This window comes from Pseudomonas sp. B22(2017), assembly GCF_002113105.1.
Classification (GTDB): Bacteria; Pseudomonadota; Gammaproteobacteria; order Pseudomonadales; family Pseudomonadaceae; genus Aquipseudomonas; species Aquipseudomonas asiatica.
Map to the genome: position 1 here is coordinate 122,779 of NZ_NEJN01000009.1, position 23,744 is coordinate 146,522.

Consider the following 23,744-nt stretch of genomic DNA (forward strand, 5'->3'; position numbering starts at 1 on the left):
GGGGGCCGCTTTGCGGCCCATCGCGACACAAGGCCGCTCCTACAGGATTACGCATTCCCTGTAGGAGCGGCCTTGTGTCGCGAAAGGGGCGCAACGCGCCCCCGGCAATTCAAGCCTCTTGCGCCAAAACCTGCTCCAACCCCTCGTTCAAAGCCTGCTCCAGCTCCCGCTTGTAGCGCAGGTACAGCTGCGTCGACCCCAGCTGGTCATCCAGCAACTCGGACAAATCCAGGTCCGTGATGTAGCAGCGGTACTGCCCTGCACCACGTCGCTGCCCGATGATCTGCCGGGCCACCACCGCATACAACTGCTCACCATGCTCCAGTTCGGAAAACTCCTGCTGGTCGCAATACAGCGTCACGTGCGCCGCGCCTGCCACCCCGGCCTGGATGATCGCCTGCACCTCATAGTAAGGCTGGTCGCTACCCTCGACCGGCGCCTGGCGCGGCTCGATGCTGCGCGCCTTGCCTGGCCCGGAAGGCAACAGTTGCGCGTAGTGGATGTCCAGTGAAGCCGCGCGCTGGGTGTCCAGCGGCAGCCGGGCATCACGGCGCATCACCACCGAGCGCAGAAAGCGCTGCAGCGGCAACAGCAAGTGAGCTTCGTCGTGCAGCGGTAGGCGTTGCTGCCACAGGGCATTGTATTCATCCAGCACGTACAACTCGGCCCAGCCACCCTGCAGGCGGTAGAACACCTGGATGCAGAAAGGCCGGCCTTGCTCCAGCACCAGGTGCAGGTCGTGGTCCTGCAGGGCGTTGGCATCCAGGTACAGTGGGCTGTAGGCGCTGCGTTCTTCGCCCAGGTGGTTCAGCAGTGCCTCATGCTCGGCCAAGGTGGTGAGGCCGACATGCCCGGCTATCAGCTCCAGCACATGGGTGTGCTGGGCCACCTGCAGCAGGTAGCGGTGGTTCAGGCCCTGGTCCAGCAGCAGTTGTACGGTGTCGAATATTTCCTCCACGCGTTGGCCGATGGCCTGGGCGCGGCTCTGGCAGAAGCAACGCACCCGCACCTTCGGCCGGTGTCCGCGCGGCACGGGGCTGTTGAGGAAGTCGCGCAGGCAGCGCACCAGTGCGTGCTCGCCGTCATAGCGCTGGACCAGTACTTCGTTCCAGCTGTTGAGGATGACCTGGTCCAGGGTCAGGACCAGGTTTTCGCGCACGCCTGCGTAGCTCAAAGAGTCGGTGCGCTCGGTGGTCATCAGGATGTTCAGGTCGCGGTGGTGGCGCAGCGGGTCGATGGCGACGTTGACCAGCAACAGCACCTCGTCGGCAACGCTCGGCTGCAACAAGCGCACCTCGCTGACGGTCGGCAAGGGCAGGGGAATGCTTTGCTGCAGGCAGCCGATCAGGTTGAACAGCTCGAATTCGCTGAGGTCGCTGACACCCGGGTGCAGCGCCAGGCGCGTGCTGCTGTCGATCACCCCGTTGCGATAAGCCCAGGTCAGCAACTCGAGCAGCTCGCGGCAGCGCTTGAGCGGGCTGAAGTGGTCCACCTCATGGGGGCTCAGGTTGCCGGTGTACAGCTCCCAGTGATGGCTGCCGGGCTCCTTGCGATTAGGCGCTTGTACCAGGGTCAGGGTGCTTTCGGCCAGGTCCGGGGCGATACCGGGGTTGATGACTTCGACCTTGCCGGCGCGGCGCTCGAAGGCGGCGTAAAGGCGCCGGCCCAGCACATTGAGATCGCGTTGGTCGGCGCGGCTGCTGGCGTTTTGGGTGCGAGCGAACTGGCTGAGAAATCGGTAGCTATGGTTCAGTTCGGCCACCAGTTCACGGCGCTCGATGGCAACCTGCTGCACCTTCCATTGGTTGCGACTGTCCAGCAGGGCCAGCTGGCGCTCGTCCCAGCCCCATTCGTCGGCCAGGCGCTGCAACAGCCGGCGTTGCCAGCCATTGGCCCGGGTCGGGTCGCTGAGCTTCTTGTTAACCTTCAGGTACAGGCTGCGCCGCACCAGCTCCAGGCGCGCGTGTTCGCCACGCTGCAGCAGGTAGCGCTCGATGCGCCGGTACACCATCACGTAGGGGTCCAGCTCGTCGAGGTCTAGCTGGTTGGCGAACACTGCCTGCTTGTAGTCTAGGCTCAGGCAGCGAACGGTGGGGTGCTCGCTGGCATAGGCCTCGGTCAGCAGCAGCTTGAGCAGCGACTTGTAGGGCGAGTCGATGCCTTTGAACAGCTGCCACAAGCCGGCGCCGACGAACTCGCCGGGCGGGATGTGCGCCAGGTTGCCGAGATCGAGGGCGTCCTGGCTGCGGATGAAACGCTTGGACAGCAGGGTCTGGGTATAGGTGTGGTAATCGTGTTCCTGGTAGACCGGCACCAGCCACCACAGTGGCGTGCGCCCGGCCAGCCAGATAGTTGTGCGGTAGAACTCGTCCAGCAGCAGATAGTGCTGGGTGGTACCGCAATCGTCGGAGCCGAGCTGGCCTTCGCGCTGGCCCTGGGCGAAACCTTGCGTGTCGATCAGGAAGAAGTGCGCCTCGGCACCCAGGCTTTCCGCCCATGCCTCAAGCAGCTGGCATTTGCGGCGCAGTTCGTCCAGCAGCTCATCGGCCAGGCCCGGGGCGTGGCAAACCCACAGGTCCATATCGCTTTGCTCGGCCTGGGCCAGTGAGCCCAGGCTGCCCATCAGGAACAGGCCGTGGATCGGCCGCGGTGGGTTGCCATGGCGGGCCTTGTAGGTGAACGAGCGGGCAAGACGCTGTGCCTCGACTACAAGATCGGCGCCTGGCTCGTAGCCCGATACGCCGGCAGGGGTGCTGCCGGAAACATAGCCTGGCAGCAGCGGGTGGTTCACATGAAACAGCAGCGGCAGCAGTGTCAGCACCTGTTGCTGGCGCGTCGACAGGCCCTCCAGGGCCCGCTGCAGCCGGCCTTGGTTGAGCCGCAGGAAGCGCGCACGCAATGTCGCCAGGACCTTGCGGTCGATGCCTTCGTCCAGGTCGGGGCGGATTTCGTGGGGGTGGTTCATTGCGCACTCGGGCAGGCCAGCGGGGCTGTGGCGAGTGTAGCCTGAGTGGCGAGGTCGGATAAGCGGCAATTGAAATATTGGCGCCATTTTTCCAGCGCCCATGGGTGACTGCTGCAGCTTTCGTTGCGCTTGAGGCATGATGGGGGCCTCAAGCTGATTGCGAGGTTTTCCGATGCGTGTGTGGATCGATGCCGACGCCTGCCCCAAGGCAGCCAAGGATCTGATCGTCAAGTTCGCCCTCAAGCGCAAGTTCGAGGTAGTGATGGTGGCGGGCCAGGCTGTGGCCAAGCCGGCGTTCGCTATCGTGCGCCTGATCGTGGTACCCAGCGGCATGGACGCAGCCGACGATTACCTGGTGGAGCACGCCGTGCCTGGTGAGTTGGTGATCTGCAGTGACGTGCCGCTGGCCGACCGCCTGGTGAAAAAGGGCGTGGCGGCACTGGACCCGCGCGGGCGCGAGTTCGACGAGCGCAACATGGGTGACCGGCTGGCGGCGCGCAACTTGTTTACCGAGTTGCGCGAGCAGGGCCAGGTGGGGGGAGGGCAGGCGCCTTATGGCGAGCGCGAGAAGCAGGCTTTTGCCAATGCGCTGGACCGGATCATTGCCCGGTTGTCCAAACCCTGAAGCGACCCGGCTGGCAGGATGGACACGACGTGTGGGAGCGGCCTTGTGTCGCGAAAGGGCCGCGAAGCGGCCCCAGGATTTCAGCTTCGCCGCATAAATTGCCGGGGCCGCGCTGCGGCCCTTTCGCGACACAAGGCCGCTCCCACAGGGACCGCGTCAGATTCTGAATCTTGCACCAGTTACTCGTGCGTCAGCTCCAGCACCCGATCCACCAGCTTGTAGATCCCGCCAGCCGCTTCACTGATCGACTTGGCCTCCATGTACGCCGGGGTGGTCACCAGCTTGCGCTGGGTGTCCTCGACAATATCGTGCACATCGCATTCTTCATGAGTGCCACCCATCTTCTGCACGGCCGCCGCAGTGCCAGCGTCGGTACCGATGGTGCAGACCACGCCTGGCCCGTAGATCTTCGCCGCCAGCGCCGGCGAGATGCAGATCAGGCCAACCGGCTTGCAGGCGTCGGCAAAGGCCTCGGCCAGGGCCAGCACATCCGGGTTAACGGTGCAGTTGGCGCCTTCCACGGCAAAGTTGGACAGGTTCTTCGCCGCCCCGAAACCGCCCGGCACGATCAGCGCATCGAAGTCTTCGGCCTTGGCCTCGCGGATGTCCTTGACCTCGCCGCGGGCAATGCGCGCCGACTCCACCAGCACATTGCGCGATTCGGGCATTTCCTCGCCGGTCAAGTGGTTGATCACATGCATCTGCGCAATGTTCGGCGCGAAGCACTGCACCTGCGCACCACGCTGGTCGAGGCGCAGCAGGGTGATCACGCTTTCGTGGATTTCGGCGCCGTCATAAACGCCACAGCCGGAAAGAATCACCGCTACTTTTTTTGTCATGCTTTCTACTCCAGTGTCGAGGCGCTAAATGTCCTCTAGTTTGGCAGATGTAGCCATAGGGATTCCTGCAAGCGCGGCCTAATCTTGGCGGATAACGTCTGAGGTCGTACCCATGGACCTGATCCTGCTGGCTGTGCCGTTCTTCTTCGTGCTGATCGCCGTCGAACTGCTGGCCGACCGTGTGCGCGGCCAGCGCAACTTCACCCTGGCCGACTCGATCAACAGCCTCAGCACCGGTGCGCTGTCGACCAGTACCGGGTTGCTGACCAAAGGGGTGGGGCTGGTGACCTATGCCCTGGCGTTCGAACACATGGCGTTGCTGCGCCTGCCGCCGCAGGCCTGGTGGGTGTGGTTGCTGGCCTTTGTCCTGTACGACTTCTGCTACTACTGGCTGCATCGTCTTGGCCACGAGCGCAACGTGCTGTGGGCTGCGCATTCGGTGCATCATCAGAGCGAGGAGTACAACCTCACCACGGCGCTGCGCCAGACCAGCAGTGGGTTCATCTTCTCGTGGCTGTTCTACCTGCCGCTGGCGTTGCTCGGTGTGCCGCCGCTGGTGTTCATCACGGTGGCATCGCTCAACCTGCTGTACCAGTTCTGGGTGCATACCCGGCACATTCCCAAGCTGGGCTGGCTTGAGTGGGTGTTGATCACGCCATCCAACCATCGCGTCCACCATGCGCAAAATCCTGCTTACTTGGATCGCAATTACGGCGGCGTGTTCATTCTCTGGGATCGTCTGTTCGGCACCTTCAAAGAGGAGGACCCAGCCGAGCCGGTGGTGTTCGGGGTGACCACGCCGCTGGCCAGCTGGAACCCGCTGTGGGCCAACCTGCAGTTCTATGCCCAGCTCTGGCACGACGCCCGGCGCGCCGACAGCCTGTGGGACAAGCTGCGCATCTGGTTCATGCCCACCGGCTGGCGCCCGGCCGATGTGGCCGCACGCTACCCGCAGGCCAAGCAGGACCTGGCGTTGTTTCGCAAGTTCGAGGTTGCCTTGGGCCGTGCGCAGCAGGCCTATGTGGCGGCGCAATTCGTGGGTTACGTGGCGCTAGGCAGCTATCTGATGGAGGTGGCCGAGCGCGTGCCAATCGCCGCCCTGGTACTTGGCTGGGCGCAGATGGCATTTGGCTTGTTCGTACTTGGCGCGCTGCTGGAGAACCGACCATGGGCCATGCGCCTGGAGTTGGTACGGTTGCTGGCGAATGCGCCGGCGCTGTACCTGGCGGGCGCACTGGGCCTAGCGGTGGTCGTGCCGCCGACCTGGTTGTTCCTCGTGGCTTACAGCCTGCTCAGCCTCTGGGGCCTGGGCTTTGCCCGCCGCCTTGCGCTCCGCGCGCAACGTGCGGAAGCGCCGGCGCAGCCACAACAGGCCGCCCAGCGCCAACAGGCCACCGAGCACCCATAGCTCGTAGCGCTTCACGTTGCCCAGCAGGCCTTCGAGGATGGCGCCGAAGTGATACGCGGCCGCGCCCAGGGCCACTGCCCAGATGGCAGCGCCAAGACCATTCAGCAGCAGGTAGCGGCGTGGCGGGTAGCCGGACAGGCCAATGGCCACCGGCATGACCGTGCGCAAGCCATAGACGAAGCGGAAACTCAGTACCCAGATGTCGGGGTGGCGACGGATGTGGTCCAGCGCCCGGTCACCCATCGCCTGCCAGCGTGGCTTGCGCGCCAGGATCCTGCGCCCGTGGCGGCGGCCCATGAAGTACCACAGCTGGTCGCCGGCATAGCTGCCGAAAAATGCCACCAGACACACCAGGTTGATGTCCATGTAACCGCGGAACGCAAGGAATCCTGCAAGCACCAGGATGGTCTCGCCTTCGAAGAAGGTGCCTAGAAAAAGGGCGAAGTAGCCGAAATCCTGCAGGAATTGTTGAAGCATTTTCTGAGGTGCTGGCGAAATGAACGCGAAGCCTACCCCTTCGCGCGCGTTCGTGAAAGTGTCCAGATGTGTCTCGACATGAACAATTCCTGCTTGGAGAATGCCAGAAGCCACGCGCCACGGCTTGCCCTGGCGTGTAACACAGGCGTCATAATGGGCGCTTATCTTGCCGCTCAATAGATGATAGGGCGTTAACGTCCTCAGGAACGCCAGATGAATAATGAAGTGCTAACCCCTGTCGCGATCAAGGATGCTCAGGAACTCCCCGAAGAGATGGTGCAGACCCCGCCAGACCTGCCGCCAGCGCCCCTGCCTGCCGAACCGGTGGCAGAGACTGCGGCCCCGGCCCCTGCGCCGGCCCCGGCGATCGTCATCCCAGGCCTGGACGACAGCAGCCTGTACATTCATCGCGAACTCTCGCAGCTGCAGTTCAATATCCGTGTGCTGGAGCAGGCGCTGGACGAGAACTACCCGCTGCTCGAACGCCTCAAGTTCCTGTTGATCTTCTCCAGCAACCTCGACGAATTCTTCGAGATCCGCGTCGCCGGCCTGAAGAAGCAGATCAACTTTGCCCGTGAACAGGCCGGTGCCGACGGCCTGCAGCCGCACCAGGCGCTGGCGCGTATCAGCGACCTGGTGCACAGCGAAGTGGAGCGCCAGTACGCGATCCTCAACGACGTGCTGCTGCCCGAGCTGGAAAAGCACCATATCCGCTTCATCCGCCGGCGTTACTGGACGCCCAAGCTCAAGACCTGGGTGCGCCGCTACTTCCGCGACGAAATCGCCCCGATCATCACCCCGATCGGCCTCGACCCGACCCACCCGTTCCCGCTGCTGGTGAACAAGAGTCTCAACTTCATCGTCGAGCTCGAGGGTGTCGACGCCTTCGGCCGCGATTCGGGCCTGGCGATCATCCCGGCCCCGCGCCTGCTACCGCGGGTCATCCGGGTGCCGGAAGAAGTGGGTGGGCCGGGCGCCAACTATGTGTTCCTGTCGTCGATGATCCACGCGCACGCCGACGACTTGTTCCAGGGCATGAAGGTGAAGGGCTGCTACCAGTTCCGCCTGACCCGTAACGCCGACTTGGCGCTGGACTCCGAAGAGGTCGATGACTTGGCCCGCGCGCTGCGCGGCGAGCTGTTCTCGCGCCGCTACGGTGACGCCGTTCGCCTGGAGGTGGCCGACACCTGCCCGAAACACCTGTCGGACTACCTGCTCAAGCAGTTCAGCCTCAGCGAAAGCGAGCTTTACCAGGTCAACGGCCCGGTCAACCTTACCCGCCTGTTCAGCATCACTGGCCTGGACAGCCACCCCGAGTTGCAGTACACGCCGTTCACCCCGGCGATCCCCAAGCTGCTGCAGAACGCCGACAACATATTCAGCGTGATCGGCAAGCAGGATATCCTGCTGATGCACCCGTTCGAGTCCTTCACCCCGGTGATCGACCTGCTGCGCCAGGCCGCCAAGGACCCGCACGTGCTTGCCGTGCGCCAGACCCTGTACCGTTCCGGGGCCAACTCGGAAATCGTCGATGCGCTGGTGGACGCGGCGCGTAACGGCAAGGAGGTCACTGCGGTGATCGAGTTGCGGGCACGCTTCGACGAAGAGTCCAACCTGCAGATGGCCAGCCGCCTGCAAGCGGCCGGTGCGGTGGTGATCTACGGCGTGGTCGGCTTCAAGACCCACGCCAAGATGATGCTGATTCTGCGGCGCGAGCACGGCGAGATCGTGCGTTATGCGCACCTGGGCACCGGTAACTACCACGCCGGCAACGCCCGCCTGTATACCGACTACAGCTTGCTGACCTCCGACGACGCCCTCACCGAGGACGTCGGCAAGCTGTTCAGCCAGTTGATCGGCATGGGCAAGACCCTGCGCATGAAGAAGCTGCTGCACGCGCCGTTCACCCTGAAGAAGGGCATGCTCGACATGATCGCGCGGGAAACCCAGTTTGCCCTCGAAGGCAAGCCGGCGCATATCATCGCCAAGTTCAACTCGCTGACCGACGCGAAGGTCATCAAGGCGCTGTACAAGGCCAGCCAGTCGGGCGTGAAGATCGACCTGGTGGTGCGTGGCATGTGCTGCCTGCGCCCAGGCATTCCGGGGGTTTCGCACAACATCCAGGTGCGCTCGATCATCGGCCGCTTCCTCGAGCACACGCGGGTGTTCTACTTCCTCAATGGCGGCGAAGAGCAGATCTACCTGTCCAGTGCCGACTGGATGGAGCGCAACCTCGACAAGCGCGTCGAAACCTGCTTCCCGGTGGAAGGCAAGAAGCTGTTGCTGCGGGTGAAGAAGGAGCTGGAAGGCTACCTGACCGATAACACCCACGCCTGGACCCTGCAGCCGGACGGGCGCTATGTGCGCAGCACGCCGACCGGCAACCAGAACCCGCGCAGTGCCCAGGCGACCCTGCTGGAGCGCCTGAGCAACCCGGTCCTCAACGTACGCTGAGGACGAAGCCGACCCGGGCCAGCCACTCCGCCTCGTTGGCGAAGTCGGCCTGGGTCAGCTGGTTCTGTTCCAGCCAGCCCTCAGGGAAGGCGACATCGAGGCTGCTGTCGGCAGCCTTGAGCTCGACCTTCGGCATCTGCTGATTGCCACGGATGTGGTGGAACAGGATGGCGAAGCGCAGCAGCACGCACAGGCGCAGCAGTTTGACCCCTTCCTCACCCAGTTCGGCGATCTTGTCCTTGGGGATGTTGCGGCGGTGGCCGCGCACCAGCAAGGCCATCATCTGCTGGTCCTCGCGGGAGAAGCCCGACAGGTCGGAGTGTTCGATCAGGTAGGCGCCGTGCTTATGGTAGTGGTAATGGGCGATATCCAGGCCGATTTCGTGCACTTTCGCCGCCCAGCCCAGCAGATCGCGCCAATTACCGTCTTTTAGGTCCCACGCGTCGGCCACCTGGTCGAAGGCGTGCAATGCCTTGCGCTCGACGCGCGCGGCCTGGCCCTGATCCACGTGGTAGCGCTCCATCAGCGAGTTCAGGGTGCGTTCGCGCACGTCTTCGTGGTGGTGGCGGCCCAGCAGGTCGAACAGCACGCCTTCGCGCAGGGCGCCGTCGCAGTGGTCCATGCGCTGCAGTTCCAGGGCATCGAAGATCGCTTCGAGAATCGCCAGGCCCGCCGGGAAGATGGTGCGGCGGTCCGGCTTGACGCCTTCAAAATCGATCTTGTCGACCTCTCCCAGCTTGAACAGCTTGCGTTTGACCCAGGCCAGCCCTTCGGCGTTGACCTCGCCATTGCCCAGGCCGCCTGCCTTGATGGCGGCGCCGATTGCACGAATGGTACCGGACGAGCCGATGGCCTCGTCCCAGGTCAGGCGGTGCAGGGCATTCTCGATGCTCATCAGCTCCAGGCGCGCGGCGGTGTAGGCCTGGGCGTAGCGGGCCGGGGTTATCTTGCCGTCGCGGAAGTAGCGCTGGGTGAAGCTTACACAGCCCATCTGAAGGCTTTCGCGCAGCAGCGGCTCGAAACGCTGGCCGATGATGAACTCGGTACTGCCGCCGCCGATATCGGCCACCAGGCGCTTGCCGGGTGTATCGGCCAGGGTGTGCGACACACCCAGGTAGATCAGGCGCGCTTCTTCACGGCCGGAGATCACTTCGACCGGGTGGCCAAGGATGGCTTCGGCGCGCTGGATGAATTCGTTGCGGTTGCGCGCTTCGCGCAAGGCGTTGGTACCGACGATGCGCACGGAGCCTGCCGGCATGCCGTTGATCAGTTGGGAAAAGCGCTTGAGGCAATCCAGGCCTCGTTCCATTGCCTCTTCGCTGAGCATGCGTTCTTCGTCGATGCCGGCGGCCAGTTGAACCTTCTCGCCGAGCCGCTCGAGAATGCGGATTTCGGTATGGTGGGCCTTGGCCACGACCATGTGGAAGCTGTTGGAGCCAAGGTCGATGGCGGCGATCAGGGACAAGTTCTTCGCGATGGTATGCGGCATGATCTGGTTGTTCTCGGTCGTTAACCCGGCAATCGTGCCACGATAGCAGGCTGTCGCCAACGCGTGGCACACAGCCGTTGAGCTGGCCTTGATGCAAGGCAATGTGCCATTCGATGCTATGACGTTTGCATGACAGTTTCGATTCGTGGCGTCTTGCACAACTATAGTTACACTCAATCGTCCGCGGCTTCCTGTAGGAGACGGGTGCGGCTATGATGGGCAACGTTTTTTATTGCTTACGACCTTGGAGATTTCCATGAGCGACAAAATCAAACACGTCACCGACGCCAGCTTCGAAGCCGACGTACTGCAGGCTCAAGGCCCGGTGCTGGTCGACTACTGGGCTGAATGGTGCGGCCCATGCAAGATGATCGCTCCGGTTCTGGACGACATCGCTGCCACCTACGAGGGCAAGCTGACCGTCGCCAAGCTGAACATCGACGAGAACCAGGAAACCCCGGCCAAGCACGGCGTGCGTGGTATCCCGACGCTGATGCTGTTCAAGAACGGCAACGTCGAAGCCACCAAGGTCGGCGCCCTGTCCAAATCGCAGCTGGCCGCGTTCCTCGACGCCCACCTGTGATGTAAAAAAGCCCCGCAGATGCGGGGTTTTTTTTGCCTCTGCAACGGCAGTCTTGCCCATGTAGGAGCAGCCTTGTGCTGCGAAAGGGCCGGTAAGGCTGACGTTGTCGCTGCGGCTGATGGCCTCTTCGCAGCACAAGGCTGCTCCTACAGACAGGTGTGTTGCAGCTGAAAATGGCAGGGCAAAACCACTAGACGCAGAAAAAAGCAAGTGTTACATTCGGCCTCGCACTGCTTTTCCAGTGCCCTCTACATGCCGTCGCCGAAGCATCCCCAATTCGAATCAGTACGCGATCCTGTCGCCATCTAGCGGCGCGGCCTCATTAAGCCAGAAGCTTAATTCTCCCTTCTTACATGATTACGTCATTCCCCTTATGAACCTGACTGAACTCAAGCAAAAGCCGATTACCGATCTTTTGGAAATGGCCGAACAGATGGGCATCGAAAACATGGCCCGTTCGCGCAAACAGGACGTGATTTTCGCCCTGCTGAAGAAGCACGCGAAAAGCGGCGAAGAGATCTCGGGTGACGGCGTGCTGGAGATTCTCCAGGATGGTTTCGGTTTCCTGCGTTCGGCTGATGCGTCCTACCTGGCCGGCCCTGACGATATCTACGTCTCGCCCAGCCAGATCCGCCGCTTCAACCTGCGTACCGGCGACACCATCGTCGGCAAGATCCGCCCGCCGAAGGAAGGGGAGCGTTACTTCGCCCTGCTGAAGGTCGACACCATCAACTTCGACCGCCCGGAAAACGCGAAGAACAAGATCCTGTTCGAAAACCTGACGCCGCTGTTCCCGAACAAGCGCCTGAAGATGGAAGCCGGTAACGGCTCCACCGAAGACCTGACCGGCCGCGTCATCGACCTGTGCGCCCCGATCGGCAAAGGCCAGCGTGGCCTGATCGTTGCTCCGCCGAAAGCGGGCAAGACGATCATGCTGCAGAACATCGCGGCCAACATCACCCGTAACAACCCCGAGTGCCACTTGATCGTCCTGCTGATCGACGAGCGCCCGGAAGAAGTGACCGAAATGCAGCGCACCGTGCGCGGCGAAGTGGTTGCCTCCACCTTCGACGAGCCGCCAACCCGCCACGTGCAGGTTGCCGAAATGGTAATCGAGAAGGCCAAGCGCCTGGTCGAGCACAAGAAGGACGTGGTCATCCTGCTGGACTCGATCACCCGCCTGGCGCGTGCCTACAACACCGTGATCCCGAGCTCCGGCAAGGTACTGACCGGTGGTGTCGACGCCCACGCCCTGGAGAAGCCGAAGCGCTTCTTCGGCGCAGCGCGTAACATCGAGGAAGGCGGTTCGCTGACCATCATCGCTACCGCGCTGGTCGAAACCGGCTCGAAGATGGACGAAGTGATCTACGAAGAGTTCAAGGGCACCGGCAACATGGAGCTGCCTCTGGACCGCCGCATCGCCGAGAAGCGCGTGTTCCCGGCCATCAACATCAACCGCTCCGGTACCCGCCGCGAAGAGCTGCTGACTGCCGACGACGAGCTGCAGCGCATGTGGATCCTGCGCAAGTTGCTGCACCCGATGGACGAAATCGCCGCCATTGAGTTCCTGGTCGACAAGCTCAAGCAGACCAAGACCAACGACGAGTTCTTCCTGTCGATGAAGCGCAAGTAAGCGTTTCAGGCCGGATTTGATTGGGGCTGCTTCGCAGCCCATCGCCGGCAAGCCAGCTCCCACAGGTACTGTACAGCTCTTGAAGCTTGTGCGGACTCTGTGGGAGCTGGCTTGCCGGCGATGGGGCGCGAAGCGGCCCCAAGTCATTTTTGGCCATTGGGTACTGAACGGCGCTACACTCTGCACCCCCGACCGATACGGCCAACATGAGGCTTCTGCATGCAGTATCGCGACTTGCGCGACTTCATCCGTGGCCTGGAACAGCGCGGCGAGCTCAAGCGCATCCAGGTTCCGATCTCCCCCGTCCTGGAAATGACCGAGGTCTGCGACCGCACCTTGCGTGCCAAGGGCCCTGCATTGCTGTTCGAAAAGCCCACCGGCTTCGACATCCCGGTGCTGGGCAACCTGTTCGGCACCCCGGAACGTGTGGCCATGGGCATGGGCGCCGAGTCGGTCGATGAACTGCGGGAAATCGGCAAGCTGCTGGCCTTCCTCAAGGAGCCCGAGCCGCCGAAGGGTCTGAAGGATGCCTGGTCCAAGCTTCCGATCTTCAAGAAAGTCGTGTCGATGGCGCCGAAAGTGGTCAAGGACGCGGTGTGTCAGGAAGTGGTCATCGAGGGCGATGACGTCGACCTCGGCGCTCTGCCAATCCAGCACTGCTGGCCGGGCGACGTGGCACCGCTGATCACCTGGGGCCTTACCGTCACCCGCGGCCCGAACAAGGACCGTCAGAACCTGGGCATCTACCGCCAGCAGGTTATCGGCCGCAACAAGGTCATCATGCGCTGGCTCAGCCACCGTGGCGGCGCCCTGGACTACCGCGAATGGTGTGAGAAGAACCCTGGCCAGCCGTTCCCGGTCGCCGTGGCCCTGGGCGCCGACCCGGCCACCATCCTCGGCGCCGTGACCCCGGTGCCGGACACCCTCTCCGAGTATGCCTTCGCCGGCCTGCTGCGTGGCAACCGCACCGAACTGGTCAAGTGCCGGGGCAGCAACCTGCAGGTACCGGCCACCGCCGAAATCATCCTGGAAGGCGTGATCCACCCGGGCGAAATGGCCCCGGAAGGCCCGTATGGCGACCACACCGGCTACTACAACGAAGTGGACAGCTTCCCGGTGTTCACCGTGGAGCGCATCACCCATCGGCAGAAACCGATCTACCACAGCACCTACACCGGCCGGCCGCCAGATGAGCCGGCGATCCTCGGCGTGGCGCTGAACGAAGTGTTTGTGCCGATCCTGCAGAAGCAGTTTCCGGAAATCGTCGATTTCTACCTGCCGCCGGAAGGCTGCTCGTATCGCATGGCGGTGGTGACCATGAAGAAGCAGTACCCGGGCCACGCCAAGCGCGTGATGCTGGGTGTGTGGTCGTTCCTGCGACAGTTCATGTACACCAAGTTCGTTATTGTCACCGATGACGATATCAATGCCCGTGACTGGAATGACGTGATCTGGGCCATCACCACACGCATGGACCCCAAGCGTGATACGGTGATGATCGACAACACCCCGATCGACTACCTGGACTTCGCGTCACCGGTATCCGGGCTGGGGTCGAAGATGGGCCTGGATGCCACGCACAAGTGGCCGGGCGAGACTACACGCGAATGGGGACGGGTCATCGTCAAGGACGAAGCCGTCACCCGCCGTATCGATGAGCTGTGGGATCAGTTGGGAATAGATTGATGCAGGTAACGTTGCAGCCGTCCGGGGCGGTGCTGGCGCTCGAACCCGGGGAACGGATCCTGGATGGAGCGCGGCGGCTGGGCTATGACTGCCCGAACAGCTGCCGCAATGGCAATTGCCATGTCTGCGCCGCGTTGTTGGTCGAAGGCCGGGTACGCCAGGACGGCGAAGTCCGCGACCATGGCGAGCTGTTCACCTGCATTGCCGAACCGCTGGAGGACTGCGTGTTGCTCTGGGATGGTGTGCTCGCCCTTGGCGAGCTGCCGGTGCGCAAACTGGCGTGCAGTGTCAGTGAGTGCGTCGAGGTCGGTGGCGACGTCTGGCGCGTGCGGTTGCGCGCGCCGGCTGGCAGGCCGCCGCGCTACCACGCGGGGCAGTACCTGATGATCGAGCGCGAAGGCGGCAAGCAGGCGGCGTTTTCGCTGGCTTCCGCACCCCATGCCGGGCGCGAGCTGGAGCTGCATGTGCTGGCGCGCGAGCCCAGTGCGCTGCAACTTATCGAGCAGCTCAAGCGCGACGGCCTGGCGCGCATTGAAATGCCGTTCGGTGACACCCACCTGGCCGAGTTGCCCGATGGGCCGCTGGTGCTGATCGCTGCTGGCACCGGCATGGGCCAGATGCACAGCCTGGTCGAGCATTGCCGGGCACAGGGTTTCAAGCATCCGGTGCACCTGTACTGGGGCGTGCGTCGGCCCGAGGACTTCTACCAGATCGAGCACTGGGACGAATGGCAGCGCCTGCCCAACCTGTTCCTGCACCAGGTGGTCAGCGACCTGTGCGGTTGGGAAGGCCGTTGCGGCATGCTGCATGAGGCGGTCTGCGAAGACATCGCCGACCTCAACAGCGTGCATGTATATGCCAGCGGCTCCCCGAACATGATCTATGCCACGCTCGACGCCTTGGTCGAAGCCGGCATGGATGCGCATCGCATGCGTGCCGATGTGTTTGCCTACGCACCGCGCGGCTAATAACTGGAGTTTGAAAGTATTGGTATAAGGCGGTAATTGTTACCGCCTTGGCTAATAACTTTCACAGTTGCTGAAACAGTACTTTCCAGTCGTCGGGAGCGAGGATGAAACTCTGGCGCGAGGGCTTGAGTATTCCTGCACTTCTGTCCTATGGTTACTGCAAGCGCCCTTGGTACAGAGGCTGGGGGCGCATCGTAATCGAATCTCGCTACATCCGTAGTTCACAGGGATAATGGCGGCAGCTTATGTCGGCACTTGAAAGTATGTCCTGGGAAGTTTCATATCCACCGACACTCGACTTCGGTCAGCAACATACTCGCGAACAGTTGTTCAACTCCATGAAAACAACCATGTCTCGCCATCAGGGTGGGCCGGTGTGGCTGTTCGCCTATGGTTCGTTGATCTGGCGGCCGGAGTGCAACTCGGTGGAGCGCCAGCGCGCGCGGGTGCATGGTTACCACCGTGGCTTGTACCTGTGGTCGCATGAGCACCGTGGCACCCCGGAAACCCCTGGCCTGGTGTTCGGCCTGGACCGTGGTGGCTCCTGCAGCGGTTTTGCCTACCGGCTGGATGACAGCAGCCTGGACGATTCGCTGATGGCCTTGTGGCAGCGCGAGATGCCGTACCCGGCGTACCGGCCGCACTGGCTCAGCTGCCGGTTGGGTGATGGCAGCAAGGTGCAGGCCCTGGGTTTCGTGCTGGAGCGGCATTTGCCGTGCTATGCCGGGAACCTGCCGGACACCCTGCTAAGCCAGATCCTGGCCAGTGCCAAGGGGCGCTATGGCACTACGCGTGATTATGTCGAACAGACCTTGAATGCCCTGCGCAGCCACCAGATGCCCGATCGCAACCTGGAGGCGCGGTTCAGGCGCTGCCATAACCTGCGCGAAGTCTGATTGGCCTGCACCAGCCTCTTCGCGGGCACGCCCGCTCCCACAGGTACTCCACTGGCCTTGGACACTGTGGAGATCCTGTGGGAGCCGGCTTGCCGGCGATAGGGCCCTGACAGGCAACAGATTTCTCAATCCTTACCTGGCCAGCACCACCAACTTACCCACAGCCTGACGCTGCCCCAACTTTTCAATGGCAGCCCCTGCCTCAGCCAGTGGATAAGTCTGCGACACCAGCGGCTTCAACTTGCCTTCGGCATGCCATGCAAACAGTTGCCGGAAGTTGGCCGCATTGTCCTCCGGCTGACGCTGGGCAAACGCCCCCCAGAATACCCCGAGCACCGCCGCACCCTTGAGCAACACCAGGTTGGCCGCCAGCTGCGGGATGGTCCCGCTGGCAAAGCCCACCACCAGCAACCGGCCATTCCAGGCCAGCCCGCGCACGGCCTGCTCGAACAACTCGCCACCCACCGGGTCGTAAATCACGTCTACGCCCTGGCCACCGGTCAGGCGCTTGATCTCGTCACGCAGGCTGGCCTGGCTGTAGTCGATCAGTTCATCCGCGCCGGCTGCCTTGGCCACGGCCAGTTTTTCCGCACTGCTGGCGGCCGCGATCACCCGCGCGCCCATGGCCTTGCCGATCTCCACCGCCGCCAGGCCGACCCCGCCGGACGCACCCAGCACCAACAGCGTCTCGCCCGCCTGCAACTGGCCGCGCTGGCGCAGGGCGTGCATGGAGGTTCCGTATGTCATGCCGAATGCCGCGGCAGTGGTGAAGTCCATGCTCGCCGGGATCGGCAACACATTGTAGAACGGCACCGCCACCTGCTCGGCGAATGCACCCCAGCCGGTCAGCGCCATGACCCGGTCACCGACCTTGAACGCGCCGGCCTTTTCCCCGACTGCGGCCACCACGCCCGCTGCCTCGCCGCCGGGGGAGAACGGCAACGGTGGCTGGAACTGGTACTTGCCTTCAATGATCAGGGTGTCGGGGAAGTTGACCCCTGCGGCCTGCACATCCAGCAGGATCTCGTTTTTCTTCGGCACCGGGCTGGCCACCTCTTCCAGCACCAGGTCGCGCGCCGGGCCCAGGGTTTTGCACAACACAGCTTTCATCGGGGCTATTCCTTTGCGGGTCGTGGCCGATAAGTGTAGGAGGGCCGCCTGCCCGGTCAACGAGCATGGGGCGCCCTGATGTGCAGGCATAAGCGGCGGCACAAGCACGGGCTTGGGTTTGAGCGGCATGCTGGGTAAGCTGGCACCAACTGTATTGAGGAGCGAATTCTTGAAAGCGTGGATCTTGATGGTGCTGGCGCTGCTGCTGCCGGCTGCGGCCATGGGCGAGGAAGCCAAGGAAGGGGCGCCGAAAGTCGCCTACATCAGCCTGAGCCCGCCCTTTGTGGGCAACTACGCCCTCGACGGTAGCCCGCGGCTGCGCGTGTACAAGGCCGACGTGGCCCTGCGCGTGACCGGCGACGAAGCCGCCAAGGCGGTGAAGCACCACGAGCCGCTGATCCGCAACCAGCTGGTGGCGCTGTTCACCCAACAGTCGGTGGACAGCATGAGCAATGTCGAGGCCAAGGAGCATCTTCGCCAGGAAGCGCTGAAACAGGTGCAGCAGGTGATGGAAGCCGAAGAGGGCAAGCCGATCGTTGAAGACCTGCTGTTCAACAACCTGATCGTGCAGTGATCCGCTCGTTCGAGTTGTCGCGCTTCGGGTGCAATCTACTTTCAATGGCTTGGCAGGGACCTGTGGGAGCGGGCAAGCCCGCGAAGCAGGCGGCGCGGTGAGTGGCACCGGCTTCGCCGGTGTTCGCGGGCGTGCCCGCTCCCACAGGGATCGCGCAGACTCTTATATTTGAACCGGGCAGGTGGTCTTGAGTTTTGCTCAGGACGCCAGGCTTCGGCGAAACCGCGCCAGCGCCACGCCGAAGAACACCAGCCCGATCACGGCCAGCGCCAGGATGTCCGGCCACACCACCGTCCAACCGGCATCACGAAACAGAATTGCGGCGCCAAGGCTGACAAAGTGCGTTGACGGCGACCCCTGCATCACCCACTGCAGCCACTGCGGCATGCTGTCCAGCGGTGTGCTGCCGCCGGACAGCAACAGCATCGGGATGATCACCGGGATCGCCAGCAGGCCGAATTGTGGCGTCGAGCGCGCCAGGGTGGCGAGGAAGATGCCCAGTGCGGTACTGGCGAACAGGTAGAGCGCCGTCACGGCCAGGAACAGGCCCATCGAACCGGACAGCGGCACGCCAAGCGCGCCCTTGACCACCACCACCAGCGAAATCCAGGTACAGATCACCACTACCAGCGCGTTGCTGGCAATCTTCGCCAGCATGATTTCCAGCGCGGTCAGCGGTAGCACCAGCAGGTGGTCGAGGGTGCCGTGCTCGCGCTCGCGCAGCAACGCGGTGCCGGTGAGGATGATCGCCAGTATGGTGATGTTGTTGACGATCTGGATCACCGCAAGGAACCAGCCGCCCTCCAGGTTGGGGTTGAACAGAGCCTTGGCGTTTATTATCACCGGGCTCTGTGTGTTGCTGCGCTGGCTGTAGTCGAGCAACTCGCGTTCGAAGATGCGGCCGATGTAGCCGGCACCCATGAACGCCTGGCTCATGGCCGTGGCGTCGACATAGATCTGCAGTTCCGGCGAGCGCCCGGCCAGCAGGTCGCTCTGGAAGTTCACCGGCACGTTGATCACGAAGGTGTACTGGCCGCTGTCCATGGCCTGGTCCAGACGCTGCGGGGCCAGTGGCACGGCGGGCTGGAACTCGGGTGGTTGCAGGGCTTCACCAAGCTTGCGCGATAGCAGGCTGTGGTCTTCGTCCACCATCGCGACACTGGCGTTGTGCACGCCGATCACCGAGCCGGCTGCCGGCATGTAGATGGCCACGCTGAAGGCATACAGCAGGAACAGCAGTAGCACGCTGTCATGGCGCAGGCTGGTCAGCTCTTTCAGGCCAAGACGCAGGGTGTGGTTCAGGCGTGACATATCAGGCCTCCTGCTTCTTCAGCATGGCCAGGCTCAGGCCGGTGAACACGGCAAAAAAGCTGAGCAGGATCAGGCACTGCGGCCACAGCTCGCGCAGTCCCAGCGCCTTGGTGAAGGTGCCGACCGCGATATCGAGGAAGTAGCCCGCCGGGAACAGTTGGCCCATCACCGCCGCCGCGCCGTCCAGCGACGAGCGTGGCACGATCAGCCCGGAAAACTGGATGGTCGGCAAGCTGGTGATGATCATGGTGCCCAGGATGGCGGCGATCTGTGTGCGGGTGAAGGCCGAGATCAACAGGCCCAGGCTGGTGGTAGCCAGCAGGTAGGCGACGCCGCCACAGGCCAGGGCCAGCACGCTGCCCTTGAGCGGCACGGCGAACAGCCAGCGGTTCATCGCCACCAGCAGCGCCAGGTTGACCAGGCTCACGGCCAGATAGGGCATCTGCTTGCCGAGCAGAAACTCCAAGCGGGTGAGGGGTGTGGCGTAGAAGTTGGTGATGGAGCCGAGCTCTTTCTCGCGGACGATACCTAGCGCGGTGAGCATGGCCGGGATGAAGGCCAGGATCAGCGCCATTACCCCAGGGCCGATGGCGTTCACGCTGACCACATCCTGGTTGTAGCGAAAACGGGTTTCCAGGCGCACCAGGTCCTGGCGCGGCTGCGGCTGTGGGCTGGCTTTGGCTAGTTGCTCGAGATTGGCCTGGTGCACGGCTTCCACGTAATTGCGGCTGGTTTCGGCGCGGAACGGCATACCGCCATCGAGCCAGGCGGCCACCACCGGTTGACGCCCGGCGTAGAGGTCGCGGCCGAAGCCGGGTGGAATTTCCAGTGCCAGTTTGATTTCCGAGCGCTGCAGGCGCTGGTGCATTTCGCGGGTGTCGCGGATGGGCGCCTGTTCGGCGAAATAGCGTGAACCACGGAAGGCTTCGAGGTAGGCCCGGCTTTGCGGGCTCTGGTCCTGGTCGTGTACGGCGAAGGCGAGGTTTTCCACATCCAGTGAAATGCCATAGCCGAAGATCACCATCATGAACATCGCCCCCAGCAGGGCGAAGGCCAGGCGCACCTTGTCGCGCAGCAGCTCCTTGCCCTCACGGCTGGCCACTGCCAGCAGGCGACGCAGGCTGAAGCCCTGGCGCAGCGGCGGCGCAGGCGCGGCGGCCTGTTCCAGCACGGCGTTGCCGGTGGCTTGCGGCGCCAGTTCCTGAGCCTGTTCCAGGCAGCGCACGAACGCGTCTTCCAGAGTGTTGCCCTGATAGTGGCGTTGCAGGGCATCCGGCGTGTCGCAGGCCAGCACCCGGCCTGCATGCATCAGCGAGATACGGTCGCAGCGCTGGGCTTCGTTCATGAAGTGGGTAGAAAGGAAAATGGTCACGCCCTGCTCGCGTGAAAGCTCCACCAGCAGGCGCCAGAAGTCGTCACGGGCAGCCGGGTCGACGCCGGAGGTGGGTTCGTCGAGGATCAGCACTTCCGGGCGGTGCAGCACCGCTACCGCCAGTGACAGGCGCTGACGCAGGCCGAGGGGCAGGGCGCCGGATGGCTGGTCGGCGATGACAACCAGGTCGAAGCGCTCGATCAGCTCGTCGATGCGCTGGGCGCTCTCGGCCTTGGGCAGGTCGAACAGGCGTGCATGCAGGGTCAGGTTCTGCCGGGTGCTGAGCTCCCCATACAGCGAAAAACTCTGCGACATGAAACCGACCCGCTTGCGCGTGGCCAGGTCGCTGGCATCCACCGGGCAGCCGAGCAGACTGGCGCTGCCTTCGCTGGCCGGCATCAGCCCGGTAAGCACTTTCATGGTGGTGGTCTTGCCGCAGCCGTTGGAGCCCAGGAAGCCGAAAATCTCGCCGCGGCCAATGGCGAAGCTGACCTTGTTCACAGCAGTGAAATCGCCAAAGCGCAGGGTCAGGTCGTGGGCCTCGATGGCGACCGGGCTGTCAGCGGCCGGGCGCGGCGGGATGATGAGCGGAGGGTGTTGTGCCTTGCCCGCGCCCTGGTAGTGGGTGAAGGCGTCGTCCAGCTTGCCACTGGGGGTGACTGCGCCCAGTTCATGGCTGGGGCCGGCGGCCAGCAGACGGCCGCCATCGAGCATCAGGCAATGCTCGAACTGTTCGGCCTCTTCCATGTAGGCGGTGGCCACCAGCAGGGTCAGTTGCGGGCGCTGTGCGCGTACCTGTTCGACCAGCTCCCAGAAGCGCCGCCGCGACAGTGGGTCGACGCCGGTGGTCGGCTCGTCGAGGATCAGCAGGTCCGGCTCGTGGATCAGCGCGCAGCATAGGCCAAGCTTCTGCTTCATGCCGCCCGACAGTTTGCCCGCCGGGCGCTCGGCAAAGCGCTGCAGGTCGGTGGCCTGTAGCAGGTTGGCCATGCGCTGTTCGCATTCGCGACGGCCGAGGCCGAACAGGGTGGCGAAAAAGCGGATGTTCTCGCTGATCGACAGCTCCGGATACAGGTTGTTGCCCAGCCCCTGCGGCATGAACGCCACTTTCGGGTACAGCGCCGCGCGATGGCGCCGCTGGCGGATCGAGCCACCCAGCACCTGCAGTTCGCCCTGTTGCAGGCGCTTGACGCCGGCGATCAGCCCCAGCAGGGTCGATTTGCCAGCCCCGTCAGGGCCGATCAGCGCGCAGCGGGTGCCCGCCGGCAGGCTGAACCCGAGGGGGTGCAAGGCGACCAGGTCGCCGTAGCGATGGCTGATACCCTCGGCCAGCAGTGCCGGGGCGTTCATTGCAGGTTGGCCGGCCAGTCTACCTCAGCCGTGCGTACGTAGCCGGCGCCTGGCATGCCCGGTTTGGCCTGCGGCACGGCGCCCGGGTCGGTCAGGCGCAACTTGACCCGGAACACCAGCTTCTGCCGCTCGTCGCGGGTTTCCACCTGCTTGGGGGTGAACTGGGCCTTGGCCGCGACAAAGGCAACCTTCGCCGGCAGCGCCCGCTCGGGCAGGGCGTCGAGCACGATCCGTGCCTGGTCGCCGACGGTCAGCCGGCCGCTGGTGGAGGCGGGCAGGTAAAGGTTCATGTACTGGTCGCTGGGGTCGATCAACATCAGCACGCGGCCGCCGGCACCCAGCACTTCACCGGGCTCGGCCAGGCGCAGCTGGATGATGCCGTTGATCGGTGCGCGCAGACTGCTGTCGTCGATTTCGCTGGTGAGCTGCGCTACCTGGGCCTCGGCGGCGCCGATGGCGGCCTTGATCGCCGCCAGTTGGGCGCGGGCGGCGACTACGGCGGCGTTGGCCGTGTCGAAGCGCGCCTGCTGTTGGTCGAGCAACTGCTGGCTGGCGTATTTGCGCTGGAAGATCTCGCGCACGCGCTTGAGCTCCTGGCTGGCCAGCAGCAGTTCGCTTTGGCGCAGCTGCACACTGGCCTGGGCGGCGGCGTAGTTTTCCCGGGCGCGCAGTACTTCGGCTTCGGCCTGGCTGCGCTGGGCTTCCATGGTACGGGTGTCGATGCGCGCCAGCAGCTGGCCGCGAGTTACCTTGTCACCTTCGTCGACCAGCACTTCGGCCAGGCGGCCGGGGATTTTGCTGGCGATCTGCACTTCGGTGGCTTCCAGGCGGCCGTTGCCCATGCTCAGGCCTTCGGGCAACTGGTCGTGGATCGACTTCCAGTACCCCAGCCCACCGGCTGTTGCGAGTAGGGCGATCAGCGCGGTGGCGAAGATCCTGGGGGCGTATCGGTTCATCGGTCTGCATCCTTGCGGTCATGCACACTGCATCATGGCCTGCGGCCATGAGCGATGTGTTGATGCCGGTCAAAGTCCTTATGCGGTGCCTGTGGGAGCGGCCTTGTGTCGCGAAAGGGCGCGCAACGCGGCCCCAGGATTTTCGCGCCCCTGCACAAATCTATGGGGCTGCTTCGCAGCCCTTTCGCGACGCAAGGCCGCTCCCACATTACCGAGTAACTGCGCAAAGACTGACCTTAGCCGCAGTTTCAACGCAAAGCGACAATCACCGCCCATTGCTCTGGCGTCACGGGCATTACCGACAGGCGGCTGCCCTTCTGCACCAGCGGCAGTTCGGCCAGGCTTGTCTGCTGTTTCAGCCAGCCCAGCTCCAGCACCCGTGGCAGGGTTTGCACATGGGCCACATCGACCGCGCTCCAAGGGTTCTTGTCGGCCGTGGCCTTGGCATCGTAGTAGGGGCTCTGCGGGTCCAGCGCGGTTGGGTCCGGGTAGGCTGCGCGGGTGATCCTGGCAATGCCGGCGATGCCCGGCTGCGGACAGCTGGAGTGGTAGAAGAAGAACTCGTCGCCAACGCTCATGGCCCGCAGGAAATTGCGTGCCTGATAGTTGCGCACGCCGTCCCAGCGCGCTTCGCCGAGCCGGCCGAGGGCTTCAATGGAGAGCTCGTCGGGCTCGGATTTCATCAGCCAGTAGGCCATGGGGTGCTGCTCCTGAAAAGGTTTGAAATAACCTGTTGCACGAAACCGACAGCCGGTTGGCGTCAAGGTTTGCGTGCAGACGCAGGTTGTCGGAAAATGCGCCCCGTTTAAAGCGCGATGCTCCGGCAATACCCAGAAAGTTGCCGAGCGTGAACAGTTTGCCTGGGGGGCAATCTTCGATGAATCAACGTAACAAGCCGGATCTGCTGTGGGTCTTGGTGTTCATTTTCGGCCTGGGTGTGGTCACTACCGGTTATGCGCAAGGGATCTGGGAGCGCAAGCTGGACAACGCCTATCAGATGCCGGTCGACGCCAGCCAGCCGCAACGTTGATGCCCCCGCTGGCGCCGC

Annotated in this window: 18 protein-coding genes and 1 pseudogene; 10 read left to right on the forward strand and 9 right to left on the reverse strand. The window is 63.5% G+C overall.

Translation table 11 applies throughout. The features are described from left to right. Positions 1-109: 109 nt before the first annotated feature. The gene (locus CAG18_RS18505) at positions 110-2,965 is read right to left on the reverse strand and encodes a class I adenylate cyclase (protein ID WP_085721340.1); all 2,856 of its coding nucleotides are present in this window, start codon (positions 2,963-2,965) and stop codon (positions 110-112) included. A 172-nt stretch (positions 2,966-3,137) separates the two neighbouring features. On the opposite strand from CAG18_RS18505, the gene CAG18_RS18510 reads away from it, so the two are divergent. Beyond that, entirely contained in the window at positions 3,138-3,590 is a 453-nt protein-coding gene (locus CAG18_RS18510) for a YaiI/YqxD family protein (RefSeq protein ID WP_013974739.1), read from the forward strand. A 179-nt stretch (positions 3,591-3,769) separates the two neighbouring features. On the opposite strand, the gene elbB is transcribed toward CAG18_RS18510, so the two are convergent. Beyond that, on the reverse strand, positions 3,770-4,429 hold the full coding sequence (gene elbB / locus CAG18_RS18515; RefSeq protein WP_004375530.1) for an isoprenoid biosynthesis glyoxalase ElbB: 660 nt from the start codon (positions 4,427-4,429) through the stop codon (positions 3,770-3,772). A 310-nt stretch (positions 4,430-4,739) separates the two neighbouring features. Between elbB and CAG18_RS27335 the strand changes: the two are divergent. Continuing rightward, positions 4,740-5,168, forward strand: a pseudogene (locus CAG18_RS27335) (sterol desaturase family protein); the annotation flags it as partial. 501 nt (positions 5,169-5,669) lie between these two features. Here the strand turns inward: CAG18_RS27335 and CAG18_RS18525 are convergent. After that, on the reverse strand, positions 5,670-6,314 hold the full coding sequence (locus CAG18_RS18525; RefSeq protein ID WP_085721342.1) for a DedA family protein: 645 nt from the start codon (positions 6,312-6,314) through the stop codon (positions 5,670-5,672). A gap of 213 nt (positions 6,315-6,527) precedes the next feature. On the opposite strand from CAG18_RS18525, the gene ppk1 reads away from it, so the two are divergent. Beyond that, on the forward strand, positions 6,528-8,768 hold the full coding sequence (gene ppk1 / locus CAG18_RS18530) for a polyphosphate kinase 1 (RefSeq protein WP_013974735.1): 2,241 nt from the start codon (positions 6,528-6,530) through the stop codon (positions 8,766-8,768). Here the strand turns inward: ppk1 and ppx are convergent. Further along, positions 8,755-10,257, reverse strand: a complete 1,503-nt coding sequence (gene ppx / locus CAG18_RS18535; RefSeq protein ID WP_004375529.1) for an exopolyphosphatase — start codon at positions 10,255-10,257, stop codon at positions 8,755-8,757. The genes ppk1 and ppx overlap by 14 nt on opposite strands. 256 nt (positions 10,258-10,513) lie before the next feature. Here ppx and trxA point away from each other — a divergent pair, with 256 nt between their 5' ends. From trxA to CAG18_RS18560, 5 genes are all read left to right on the forward strand, one after another. Further along, positions 10,514-10,840 carry a thioredoxin TrxA gene (gene trxA, locus CAG18_RS18540; protein ID WP_012274768.1) on the forward strand — a complete coding sequence of 109 codons (327 nt, stop codon included), beginning with the start codon at positions 10,514-10,516 and terminating at the stop codon, positions 10,838-10,840. A 373-nt stretch (positions 10,841-11,213) separates the two neighbouring features. Further along, the gene (gene rho / locus CAG18_RS18545; RefSeq protein ID WP_003253661.1) at positions 11,214-12,473 is read left to right on the forward strand and encodes a transcription termination factor Rho; all 1,260 of its coding nucleotides are present in this window, start codon (positions 11,214-11,216) and stop codon (positions 12,471-12,473) included. Between the two features lie 219 nt (positions 12,474-12,692). After that, positions 12,693-14,159 carry a 4-hydroxy-3-polyprenylbenzoate decarboxylase gene (gene ubiD / locus CAG18_RS18550; RefSeq protein WP_013974733.1) on the forward strand — a complete coding sequence of 489 codons (1,467 nt, stop codon included), beginning with the start codon at positions 12,693-12,695 and terminating at the stop codon, positions 14,157-14,159. Further along, positions 14,159-15,127: a CDP-6-deoxy-delta-3,4-glucoseen reductase gene (locus CAG18_RS18555; protein WP_013974732.1), complete on the forward strand. Its 969-nt coding sequence runs from the start codon at positions 14,159-14,161 to the stop codon at positions 15,125-15,127. The genes ubiD and CAG18_RS18555 overlap by 1 nt, the downstream gene beginning before the upstream one ends. Before the next feature lie 245 nt (positions 15,128-15,372). Further along, entirely contained in the window at positions 15,373-16,023 is a 651-nt protein-coding gene (locus CAG18_RS18560) for a gamma-glutamylcyclotransferase (protein ID WP_043935995.1), read from the forward strand. Positions 16,024-16,155: 132 nt separating this feature from the next. Here CAG18_RS18560 and CAG18_RS18565 read toward each other — a convergent pair whose 3' ends face one another. After that, on the reverse strand, positions 16,156-17,133 hold the full coding sequence (locus CAG18_RS18565) for an NADPH:quinone oxidoreductase family protein (protein ID WP_015272242.1): 978 nt from the start codon (positions 17,131-17,133) through the stop codon (positions 16,156-16,158). 169 nt (positions 17,134-17,302) lie between these two features. Between CAG18_RS18565 and CAG18_RS18570 the strand changes: the two genes are divergently transcribed. Beyond that, positions 17,303-17,707: a flagellar basal body-associated protein FliL gene (locus CAG18_RS18570; RefSeq protein ID WP_003259380.1), complete on the forward strand. Its 405-nt coding sequence runs from the start codon at positions 17,303-17,305 to the stop codon at positions 17,705-17,707. A 198-nt stretch (positions 17,708-17,905) separates the two neighbouring features. Here the strand turns inward: CAG18_RS18570 and CAG18_RS18575 are convergent, their stop codons facing one another. The 4 genes from CAG18_RS18575 to CAG18_RS18590 all read right to left on the reverse strand — a co-directional run bounded on the left by CAG18_RS18575 (position 17,906) and on the right by CAG18_RS18590 (position 23,394). Further along, positions 17,906-19,018 (reverse strand): ABC transporter permease, encoded by a 1,113-nt coding sequence (locus CAG18_RS18575; protein ID WP_054573424.1) that lies wholly within the window; start codon positions 19,016-19,018, stop codon positions 17,906-17,908. 1 nt (position 19,019) lies between these two features. Continuing rightward, positions 19,020-21,740 (reverse strand): ribosome-associated ATPase/putative transporter RbbA, encoded by a 2,721-nt coding sequence (gene rbbA, locus CAG18_RS18580; protein ID WP_085721343.1) that lies wholly within the window; start codon positions 21,738-21,740, stop codon positions 19,020-19,022. After that, positions 21,737-22,696 carry an HlyD family secretion protein gene (locus CAG18_RS18585; protein ID WP_085721344.1) on the reverse strand — a complete coding sequence of 320 codons (960 nt, stop codon included), beginning with the start codon at positions 22,694-22,696 and terminating at the stop codon, positions 21,737-21,739. The genes rbbA and CAG18_RS18585 overlap by 4 nt, the downstream gene beginning before the upstream one ends. Positions 22,697-22,944: 248 nt before the next feature. After that, entirely contained in the window at positions 22,945-23,394 is a 450-nt protein-coding gene (locus CAG18_RS18590; protein WP_015272237.1) for an EVE domain-containing protein, read from the reverse strand. Between the two features lie 179 nt (positions 23,395-23,573). On the opposite strand from CAG18_RS18590, the gene CAG18_RS27125 reads away from it, so the two are divergent. Beyond that, positions 23,574-23,726, forward strand: coding sequence for a hypothetical protein (locus tag CAG18_RS27125; protein WP_178075735.1), 153 nt, complete (start codon positions 23,574-23,576; stop codon positions 23,724-23,726). Positions 23,727-23,744 lie beyond the last annotated feature (18 nt).